At 59.4% G+C, this 10,683-nt stretch carries 9 protein-coding genes and 1 riboswitch; all 9 genes read right to left on the bottom strand.

Annotated features, from left to right (window positions below; genetic code table 11):
* Positions 1–203: 203 nt before the first annotated feature.
* The 9 genes from HMPREF2781_RS07975 to HMPREF2781_RS07935 all read right to left on the bottom strand — a co-directional run bounded on the left by HMPREF2781_RS07975 (position 204) and on the right by HMPREF2781_RS07935 (position 9,997).
* Positions 204–1,133, bottom strand: coding sequence for a hypothetical protein (locus HMPREF2781_RS07975; protein WP_070645246.1), 930 nt, complete (start codon positions 1,131–1,133; stop codon positions 204–206).
* A 108-nt stretch (positions 1,134–1,241) separates the two neighbouring features.
* Positions 1,242–2,432, bottom strand: a complete 1,191-nt coding sequence (gene tuf, locus HMPREF2781_RS07970; protein WP_070444762.1) for an elongation factor Tu — start codon at positions 2,430–2,432, stop codon at positions 1,242–1,244.
* 369 nt (positions 2,433–2,801) lie between these two features.
* Entirely contained in the window at positions 2,802–4,928 is a 2,127-nt protein-coding gene (fusA, locus tag HMPREF2781_RS07965; RefSeq protein ID WP_070645245.1) for an elongation factor G, read from the bottom strand.
* A 302-nt stretch (positions 4,929–5,230) separates the two neighbouring features.
* Entirely contained in the window at positions 5,231–5,698 is a 468-nt protein-coding gene (gene rpsG / locus HMPREF2781_RS07960) for a 30S ribosomal protein S7 (protein WP_010189692.1), read from the bottom strand.
* Between the two features lie 6 nt (positions 5,699–5,704).
* Entirely contained in the window at positions 5,705–6,076 is a 372-nt protein-coding gene (gene rpsL, locus HMPREF2781_RS07955; protein ID WP_010189693.1) for a 30S ribosomal protein S12, read from the bottom strand.
* Between the two features lie 251 nt (positions 6,077–6,327).
* Positions 6,328–6,930 carry an isopentenyl transferase family protein gene (locus HMPREF2781_RS07950; RefSeq protein ID WP_010189695.1) on the bottom strand — a complete coding sequence of 201 codons (603 nt, stop codon included), beginning with the start codon at positions 6,928–6,930 and terminating at the stop codon, positions 6,328–6,330.
* Between the two features lie 55 nt (positions 6,931–6,985).
* Positions 6,986–7,708, bottom strand: coding sequence for an energy-coupling factor transporter transmembrane component T family protein (locus HMPREF2781_RS07945; protein WP_070645248.1), 723 nt, complete (start codon positions 7,706–7,708; stop codon positions 6,986–6,988).
* Between the two features lie 88 nt (positions 7,709–7,796).
* The gene (locus tag HMPREF2781_RS07940) at positions 7,797–9,233 is read right to left on the bottom strand and encodes an ABC transporter ATP-binding protein (RefSeq protein WP_070645243.1); all 1,437 of its coding nucleotides are present in this window, start codon (positions 9,231–9,233) and stop codon (positions 7,797–7,799) included.
* A gap of 119 nt (positions 9,234–9,352) precedes the next feature.
* Positions 9,353–9,997, bottom strand: a complete 645-nt coding sequence (locus HMPREF2781_RS07935) for an ECF transporter S component (protein ID WP_246821814.1) — start codon at positions 9,995–9,997, stop codon at positions 9,353–9,355.
* Positions 9,986–10,164: riboswitch (TPP riboswitch) on the bottom strand. It overlaps the preceding gene by 12 nt.
* Between the last annotated feature and the right edge of the window lie 519 nt (positions 10,165–10,683).

Below are 10,683 nucleotides of genomic sequence, written 5' to 3'. Positions count from 1 at the left end.
CCAAGTCCGGCTTCACGTGCTGCCGGAAGCAGCAAAAGCAACGGGATCCTTAAGCCCTTAAAGGCGAAGCCAGGCTGGCAGGATCCCCGACTACGCTTCACATGCCACGGGAAGCGGCAGATGCAACGGGGACCCTTAGCTCTTAAAGGCGAACCCGCCAATCAAGGCCAGCCTCCGAGCAAGGCTCGGCGCACCAGGACTGATTAATGGGGTTGCGAGGGAGGAGCACTGCAGGGCTCTGACTCGGCGAGGATAAGCTCCTTGATAACGCCAAACGTGTGCATGGTTCCGCGTGAGAGGTGAACGCGGAATGCGCTTCCGACTTCGCCTTCCTCGATGCGATGCCACGAGAAATCAGTGCGGATGAGCTCCCGGTTTTTGCGCTCGATGATATGCAGACCGTGGTCGAGGAGGATTGTTTCCGTATCGGTGCGGATGAACCACACGCGGTCCCCCACGCTGCGGCGCTTCAATCCAGTCAAGCTGCGATGGTCTTCGCGCGGCCGGGTAACAGACTCGATAACACCAAAGCGGTGCTCGAAACCTTCAGTGTCTGCGAGGACAAGCGGGCGGCCAGGGCCCACCGGACGGAGTGCTGAGACCTGCCACGCCACAGGTTGCCCTCGTTGTCCTTCCTTCGATACCGGCCGTACGACTGCCACGCACGTGGCTCGATGCGGCTGGGAATTAGAGGCGTTGTCCTCTTGAAACTGGCTTGGGATGCGCTGCTCATCGAGGCACCGTGAGGACTCGGTGGGAGCCTTGTCAACCAGGCCCGCCGGAAGCGCGGTGGGCACCATGGATACCGGGTGCTCTGTGGACTTGGTCGAAGCCGGAACAACAGGGCCATGAGGAGAAAAGGTAGGGACTGTGGGCATCACGGTAACGCGATGAGACGGGGTAACGACGAGCCAGAGGCCTTCGGTGATGAGGTGGCGGTCGAGAGGCACGAGCGGCGGGTGGACGGCTGCCATGGACTCTAGGCGGGCGGTGAGTTCGTCGTCAGGCACGCCCCAGCCGTATCCTTCCGCCGCCAGCATTCCAAACAGGGTTCCCAAAGGTAAGTCCGGTTGGCCTTCCCACGCGGCACGCAGGGCGGCGAGGGTTCGGTCAATACGGGTTGGGTCAAACATGACTCCTAAGCCTAGTAGGCCCACGATCACCAAAGCCGCCCAACCCCATCAGGGATTGAGCGGCTTACAGACCTGCTAATCAGGAAGAGCCTTAAGCCCTAGCGAGAATTAGCCGAGGATCTTGGTAACGCGGCCAGCGCCGACGGTACGGGAGCCCTCGCGGATAGCGAAGCGCAGGCCCTCGTCCATAGCGACCGGCTGGATGAGCTCTACGGACATCTCAACGTTGTCGCCCGGCATAACCATCTCGGTGCCCTCCGGCAGCTTGATGACACCGGTAACGTCGGTGGTGCGGAAGTAGAACTGCGGACGGTAGTTGTCCATGAACGGGGTGTGGCGGCCGCCCTCTTCCTTCTTCAGGACGTAGACGGAACCCTCGAACTTGGTGTGCGGGGTGTAAGCGCCCGGCTTGATGCAAACCTGGCCACGCTCCACCTCTTCACGCTTGGTACCACGCAGAAGCAGACCACAGTTGTCGCCAGCCTCGGTGTAGTCCATCATCTTGCGGAACATCTCGATACCGGTAACGGTGGTGGACATGGACTTGTCCTTGATACCGATGATCTCGATGTCCTCGTTGACGTTCAGGGAGCCACGCTCAACACGGCCGGTAACAACGGTACCGCGGCCGGTAATGGTGAAGATGTCCTCGATCGGCATCAGGAACGGCTTGTCCAGCTCGCGCTCCGGATCCGGGATGGACTCGTCGCAGGCGTCCATCAGGTCGATGACGGACTGTACCCACTTCTCGTCGCCCTCGAGAGCCTTCAGAGCGGAGATGTGAACGATCGGAGCTTCCTCGTCGTAGTCCTGCTCAGCGAGCAGCTCGCGGATCTCCATCTCGACGAGCTCGATGATTTCCTCATCGTCAACCATGTCGCACTTGTTTAGTGCAACGAGGATGTACGGAACGCCAACCTGGCGAGCCAGAAGAACGTGCTCGCGGGTCTGCGGCATCGGGCCATCGGTTGCAGCAACAACCAGGATGGCACCGTCCATCTGAGCAGCACCGGTAATCATGTTCTTGATGTAGTCGGCGTGGCCCGGGGCGTCCACGTGTGCGTAGTGGCGCTTCGGGGTGGAGTACTCCACGTGGGAGATGTTGATGGTAATACCGCGCTCCTTCTCCTCAGGAGCCTTATCGATGGAGTCGAATGCGAAAGCGGTGTTCTCCTCCGGGTAAGCGTCAGCCAGAACCTTGGTGATCGCTGCGGTGGTGGTGGTCTTGCCGTGGTCGACGTGTCCGATGGTGCCGATGTTCACATGCGGCTTCGTACGCTCGAACTTCTCCTTTGCCACTGTTTGTCCTCCTGGACTCTATGGCGGCTACGTATTTCGCAGCCACGTGGTTTGTATTGCCATTGGCACTTCGAGCCGAAGCTCATAAGCGCTAATGACGCTTTCTTACGTGCCAGTTACACGATCCTAGATTTATGCCGCAGTTTTTTCAAACTGCCCAAATAGGAGGTAACCCCGCCCAACACGTGCGGACGTTGACCCTCGACAAGAATCAATTTAAAGGATCCTGGGAGGGTAACGGCCGGCTCAACGCGCAAAAACCTTTACGCACTCAGCGGACCGCTACCTCCCCAGCGTTGGGAGCTGGTGCCTACTGGCGAAGACTACCAGCCCCCACAGGCAAGGGAATCGATCGGATCCCCTTAAGCCTTAGGCCTTGGCGCCGGTGCGCTCCTCGATGATCTCCTGTGCCACGGAGGAGGGAACCTCAGCGTAGGAATCGAAGACCATGGTGAAGTTTGCACGACCAGCGGTGGAAGAACGCAGGTCACCAATGTAGCCGAACATCTCGGACAGCGGAACCTTAGCCTTAACCACCTTGGCGCCGGAGCGGTCTTCCATAGCGAAGACCTGGCCACGGCGGGAGGAGATGTCACCGTTAACGGTACCCATGTACTCCTCCGGGGTCACGACCTCAACGGCCATGATCGGCTCAAGCAGAACCGGCTTTGCCTTAGCAACGGCCTCCTTGAGGACCTGGGAGCCAGCGAGCTTGAAGGCCATCTCAGAGGAGTCAACATCGTGGTAAGCACCATCCTCGAGGGTGGCCTTGATGTTCACCAGCGGGAAGCCAGCAACGAAGCCGTACTGCATAGCGTCCTGGATACCCGCGTCGACGGACGGGATGTACTCCTTCGGAACACGGCCACCGGTGACGGAGTTCTCGAACTTGTAGGTTGCGGACTCGCCCTCTTCCAGCTCTTCCGGATCCGGGTTATAAGGCTCGATGGTGACGATAACCTTTGCGAACTGGCCGGAACCACCGGTCTGCTTCTTGTGGGTGTAGTCCAGGGACTCAACCTTCTTGCGAATGGTCTCACGGTAAGCAACCTGCGGGTTACCGATGTTTGCCTCAACCTTGAACTCGCGCTTCATACGGTCAACCAAGACGTCCAGGTGCAGCTCACCCATGCCGCCGATAACGGTCTGGCCGGATTCTTCGTCGAGCTGGACCGTGAAGGTCGGGTCCTCTTCAGCCAACTTCTGAATAGCGGTACCCAGCTTCTCCTGGTCAGCCTTGGTCTTCGGTTCAATAGCAACCTGGATAACCGGATCCGGGAAGTCCATGGACTCGAGGATGATCGGGTTGTCCGGGTTACAGAGGGTATCACCGGTGGTGGTTTCCTTCAGGCCGATGAACGCGTAGATGTTACCGGCGTCAGCGTGCTCGACCGGGTTCTCCTTGTTCGCGTGCATCTGGAAGAGCTTGCCCACGCGCTCCTTCTTGTTCTTGGTGGAGTTGAGCATGTTCTCGCCTGGGATAGCCTGGCCGGAGTAAACGCGCACGTAGGTGAGCTTGCCGAAGAACGGGTGTACGGCAATCTTGAAGGCCAGTGCGGAGAACGGCTCCTGAACGGAAGGCTTACGGGTCAGGGTCTCCTCGCCATCGAGGGAGGTACCGTTGACCTCGCCGATGTCCAGAGGGTTCGGGAGGTAGTCAACAATGGCGTCGAGCAGCGGCTGAACACCCTTGTTGCGGTAAGCGGTACCGCAGAAGACCGGGTAGATCTCGGAGTTAACGGTCAGCTTGCGGATAGCGCCCTTGATTTCCTCAATGGTCAGCTCTTCGCCGCCGAAGTACTTCTCCATGAGCTCTTCGTCAGACTCAGCGACGGTCTCGAGCAGCTTCTCGCGGTACTCCTCAGCCTTCTCCTGAAGGTCGGCCGGGATCTCCTCGATGGTGCCATCGGTACCAATCTCGGTCTTGCCGCGCCAAGTGATGGCCTGCATGTTGATCAGGTCGACGACGCCGTCGAAATCATCCTCAGCACCGATCGGCAGCTGCATAACCAACGGCTTAGCGCCGAGGCGATCGATGATGGTCTGAACGGTGAAGTAGAAGTCAGCGCCCAGCTTGTCCATCTTGTTGACGAAGCAGACACGGGGAACGTCGTACTTAGCAGCCTGGCGCCACACCTGCTCGGACTGCGGCTCCACGCCTTCCTTACCGTCGAAGACAGCAACAGCGCCGTCGAGAACACGCAGGGAGCGCTCAACCTCAACGGTGAAGTCCACGTGACCCGGGGTGTCAATGATGTTGATCTGGTTATTGTTCCAGAAACAGGTCACAGCGGCGGACGTAATGGTAATGCCGCGCTCCTTCTCCTGTTCCATCCAGTCAGTGGTGGCGCCACCGTCGTGGGTCTCGCCGACCTTGCGGTTGATGCCGGTGTAGTAGAGGATGCGCTCGGTGGTGGTGGTCTTACCCGCATCGATGTGCGCCATGATGCCGATATTGCGGACCTTGTGCAGATCCTTAAGCACTTCTTGTGCCACAGTTAATACCCCAACTTAATTGTCGTCGACGCCGGCGTCAGTTATGCACTGACGCAACTTCAAATGACGTCTTCATGGATAGGTCTTGGTCTATTTTGCCACGTCTAGGCTTCTTCGTCAGCGTGAGAGCTAAAGCCCACGCCATAAAAAATAGCCCGAACAACGCTATTCAAGTTTAGGTTCCCCACTAGCTAGCGTGCAGAGCTCCACCAAAGGGAGCGAGAACACGCACTGTCAGCGCAGGTAAACGATGATATCGCTGTTCGAGCCATGATGCCATGTGGCGGGTTCTACCGGCGGGATTACCAGCGGTAGTGAGCGAAGGCGCGGTTGGCCTCAGCCATCTTGTGAGTATCCTCACGACGCTTAACAGAAGCGCCCAGGCCGTTGGATGCATCGAGGATCTCGTTGGCGAGACGCTCGATCATGCTGTTCTCACGACGCTGACGGGTGAAGGTCACCAACCAACGCAGAGCCAGGGTGTTGGAACGAGCCGGCTTAACCTCAACCGGCACCTGGTAGGTAGCGCCACCCACGCGGCGGGAGCGGACCTCGAGGTCCGGGCGGATGTTGCCCAGAGCCTTCTCCAGGGTGCCAACCGGGTCGGTACCGGTCTTCTCGCGGCAAACCTCAAGAGCGCCGTAAACGATGCGCTCAGCGGTGGACTTCTTGCCGTCACGCAGGATCTTGTTCACGAGCATGGTGACCTGCTCGGAGTTGTAAACCGGGTCCTTAACTACAGGACGCTTCGGTGCAGCATTCTTACGCATTGTTGATTACTGTCCCTTCTTTGCGCCGTAGCGGGAACGAGCCTGCTTACGGTCCTTCACGCCCTGGGTATCCAGTGCGCCGCGGATAATCTTGTAGCGAACACCCGGGAGGTCCTTCACACGACCACCGCGGACGAGCACCATGGAGTGCTCCTGCAGGTTGTGGCCCTCACCCGGAATGTAGGCGGAAACCTCGATACCGGAGGTCAGGCGCACACGGGCAACCTTACGTAGAGCCGAGTTCGGCTTCTTCGGGGTGGTGGTGTACACGCGGGTGCACACGCCACGGCGCTGCGGGGAGCCCTTCAGGCCGGCCGTAGCAACCTTGGCCTTCTTGGAGTGGCGGCCCTTTCGGACCAGCTGCTGAATAGTTGGCATAAATCTAGTCTTTCTCTATGACTTCGGCTTGAACTGACCGCTTTCACAAGTCCAAACATGCAAAAATAGGGGCTCTTCTCCGGGGCCCTTCCGCATGTCCAGAACGTCCCTCAACCACAGGATGGTCGAGATACCGATCAGACTTTTCATCTCCTATAAAGATGAAACCTAGAATAGACTACCACCACCCCGCTGATCTGCCCAAATCCATGATGTGGCTGCTTGGCTTGGCACTCAAGCTGCAGTGAGTATTAGCGCCACTCCCAGGTCAGGTCCGCCTCCACCGCGCGCTCAGCGAAGTGCTGTTGCTCCTGCTTCTCCCAGGTTTCAAACCACTCTTCGTAGCCAGGGTCGCGCTCAAGGGCGCGCTCGCGACGCTTCTCACGCGGCCCGTCGATGCGCACGGTCACCACGGAGCCGCGCTCGTTGGCGGCGGCTACGGTGGCCTCAGTAACCGAACCTACGCCTTCAACGATCAGATCGTCGCGCTCATCCAAACTAGCCCAGTCCTTCGGCGCGTTGGCTTCCCAGTCCCAGCGCCAATAGCCCGGGTTATTCTCCCGCAGCACTTGTTCCGAGACCATCTTTGAGCCTTCTTGCAGCCCATGCCAACCAGGATAGAATTCGTCGAGGTGGACAACGCGCCACCCGGTACGCTCCGCGAGGGCCACGGAGGTCCAGGTCTTGCCGGCGCCCGAGGGGCCGTCGATAAGCACGGTAATTGGGCGCATCGGGCGCTTGCGTGCCGCCGCGAGCGACATCACATCATTCAAGAGCCTGTCCATCTCGGCGGCGTTGGTATCGGCAGTTCCCTTACCGCCTTCCCGATGGTCCGTGCGGTCCGTGTCCTGCATGTTGTCTTTCACCACTTCTGGGTTTGTCTAGCGTGCAGCTTTTAAGAGAGTCATCCTAGAGTCCAAAAAATCTCCAGGACCCACTGAGAACCGAAACTACCACCGGAAGCGCCGCAAGGCCGGTTCCCACCACCATCACCAGCCAGTCCCGGCCGGCGAGACGTGAGGGCCGCGCCCAGGTGCGCTGGCCACCGCCCGGCGGTGTGCGCCCGAATCCGCGCGCCTCCATCGCCGTGGCCAGCTTGCCGCCGCGCCTCAGGGCTAACACCAACAATCCGAAGGACATGGTGATGAGGTGCTTGATGCGGCCTTCGTCGGTAAGCCCACGTGCACGCCGCGCCATGGCGAGGTACTGCCAGTCTGATTTAAAGAGCGTCATCATGCGCACCCCGGCCACAGCACCGATAACGAAGCGTGAGGGCAGCTTGAGGATCTGCGAGAGGGCATCCCCCAGCTCCGTCGGGTCAATATCCCGCGCCAGCACCACCATGGGCAGCGCCACCGCCAGCACACGCACGGTAATGGCGATGGCCAGTTCCAGCGAGTTATCCGTGACCGTAATCAGCCACCAGCTGAAGTACTCCCGCCCGCCAGGCGCACCGTATAGCAGCATCGAAATACCAGACAACGGCGCAATAAGAAACAGGAACCACCCAGCCTTCACCAACCGCGGCCACGACACCCCACACAGCGGCGCGAAAAGAAGCGTCATGCCCAACGACACAACCGCTGAGACCCAATCCACCGAAAGCAACAGGGGCGTAACCCACACGAACATCAGGAAGATGCGCGTCAGCGGATTTACACCACGCAACAGTCCAGCGCTGCCCAAACGGCCAGCGCCCTTCACGTTCACCGAAGACGAATTAGCCACGGCTCACCTCCACTCGGTGGTCACCCAACGCGGAAATGAACAACGGATCGTGGGTCACCGACGCAATCGTCGTCCCCTCATCCGCCATGCGCCGCAGCAACCACACCAGCTCGGTGAAGGTGTGGGGATCTTGGCCGAAGGTGGGCTCGTCAAGGAGCAGCACCTCGGGTGCAGTGACCAGCGCCGTGGCCACGGACAACCGGCGCTTCTCCCCTCCGGAGAGAGTAAACGGATTGGCGTTGAGCAGATGCCCCAGGCGCAGCGACTCCACGAGCTCCGCAATGCGCGCCTCCGGCACCTCGCGGTGCATAACCCGGGGCGCTACGCGCAGCTCTTCTGCCACTGTGCGGGCGACGAACTGGTGCTCGGGGTTCTGGAAGACGAATCCTATACGGTCTGCCAGCTCCCGAGATTTCCACGTCAGCGGCGAGCCTTTCAGCCCTCGGCGCACGTACTCTGCCACACCAATCTCTCCGGAGACTGCCGGTAGCAACCCCGCTACCGTCATCAGCCACGTGGTCTTGCCCGCTCCATTTGGCCCAGTAATCACCGTGGACATCCCCCGCGGCAGCGCGTAGCTACGCGGCGGCCCGAAGCGGGTGACCAAGTCCGTACTCCACAGCGCCGCCTTCTCCGGTACTGCCCCAGTGTTGCTTGGCGACGTCCCGCCGATCTCCCGCGCCCGCGGCAAACCGCTAATAGACCGCGAAGCGACAACAGACTCTAAAGGCCCATCAGCGACGATGCGCCCGTCCTTCAGCTCAATAGCCCGGTCGAGCACGCCTTTCCACGCCGCGTGCTGGTGCTCTACGACGATGAGGGTTGCACCCGTGCGCTCCACCATGGTCGTTACGGCCTCGATGACCTCACGCGCACCCTCCGGGTCGAGGTTCGCCGTCGGCTCATCCAGCAGCACCATGCCCGCCCCCATCGCGATGACACCAGCCAAGGCTAGGCGTTGCTTCTGCCCACCGGAGAGCTGCTCGGTGGGAAATGACAAGTCCACCGATGGCCCCACCATCGATAACGCCGCCGACACCCGCTGCCAAATCTCCGAGCGCGGATATGCCAGATTCTCACAACCAAAGGCCACGTTATCGCCCACGCGCGCGGCAATCACCTGCGAGTCTGGGTCCTGCAGTACCAGCCCCACCGGAATCGTGCGTCCGGGTGGCTCCACGTGGCCAGAGGCATCTTCAAGAAGAATCTCCCCGACACGGGTACCTTCATCATCCCCACCAAGCACGCCCGCTATGGCTGCCAGCAGCGTGGATTTCCCGGAACCGGAATCACCACACAGCAGCACCTTCTCCCCCGGCGATACAACCAAGTCAATATCCGCTAGCGCCGGCGCACGCCTCCCCGCATGCGTCCAGCCATAGCCACGGGCCACAAGCTTCGTGGCCCCAGCACTACCCACATCAGCCATCAGAACCAGCCATCACAGTCAGCAACGTCAACCATCATCAGTCAACGATCGACGAACAACAAACAACGCGGAACATTGAAGAACAGCGCAAACAAGTAACAAGCAACACGCAACGCTGCCTAAGCGTTGTGCTGTTCGCGGCCAACCGCAAAGCGATCCAGCGCACCAGTCTTCGCAAGAGCCTTAACCACGAAATAGCCCACGGCACCCGCCAGAATGGCTCCGGAGATGCTCAGCGTCACTAGGTAGATGATGTTGAATTGCAGAGTCTTACCCAGGTTTCCGGAGGTAAACAGCTCCAGTACAAACGCACCCCAGCCCGCAGCCATGCCGCCGAGCATCGCAATGCCCAATCCAAAGCGGCGGTAGAGGAAGATTGCCAAGACAATCTCCACGCCAATGCCCTGCGCAATACCGGAGTACAACGTACTAATTCCCCACTGGGAGCCCAGCACCGCCGACACAATCGCCGCCAGCAGCTCTACGTAGAGTGCTGCACCCGGCTTGCGGATAATCAGGCCACCGACAACACCACCCAGCAGCCAAATACCAGTGGCAATACCGCCCAAGCCCGGCGTGAGCGCATCCATGGCCTGGAACCAGGCGTAGCCCACCGTGTTCCATGCCAGGAACACAATTCCGCAGGCCACACCCAGCACGGATGCCACCACGATGTCAACGACGCGCCAGTTCAAACTGCGTGGAGCAACACCATTCGCAGTTTCGCCGCTATTAACAAATCCACCATGAGATACAGAGTTCATGATTCCTCCCTTTCGCCGGCATTATCCGGATCAGGTTCGACGGTTCGCCGCTATTCCGCGGCATCTCAGCCTCCTCAGCCAATCCATGCACAACCCAATAAGACAAAAGAAACGGAACTGGGCCACGCGCATTCAAGACAAACAAGGAAGCACCCGTGACGATGTGTAATTAGAAGCCGCCAGCACCAAAAGAGCACCAGCTAAGCACGCTCAAAAAGCACTGTCAGCTTAGCAAGACGTACCTCACAAGAGCACATCTACCTCTGCTTCAAACAAAAGAGAAACACCACCGAGAGACACGCTCAGAATAAAAACGAAAGTACCCCGGCGCGTCCTCTGACCTACGCGACGGGGTACGTGCACACCGGCTTTAACAAGCCAGCGGCCATGAGCCTCCACTCATACAGCTTAAGGAAAGGAAAAGCTTCGGTAGAGACCCAAGACTATGAGAAATAACCAAATGGTATTTCGGCACTATCAAACAAAATCGAGCAATGAGTCAGGCCACGCCACCGGGCTATAAAGCTCGGTGGCAGTGTCCCGCTTCATCAACTCTCAAGTTAGGAGGGAGGTTAACGCACCTCCCGGGGCGGTGTTATTAGAGGGAACACGTCCCTACGCTGTGCGGATTACTTGGAGGAAGAGGAACCGCTAGAGGAACCTGCACCCGGCGCACAAGCATCAGC

The sequence above is a fragment of the Corynebacterium sp. HMSC062A03 genome (genome assembly GCF_001811145.1).
GTDB lineage: Bacteria > Actinomycetota > Actinomycetes > Mycobacteriales > Mycobacteriaceae > Corynebacterium > Corynebacterium aurimucosum.
This window is presented reverse-complemented; position numbering and strand designations above follow the sequence as displayed.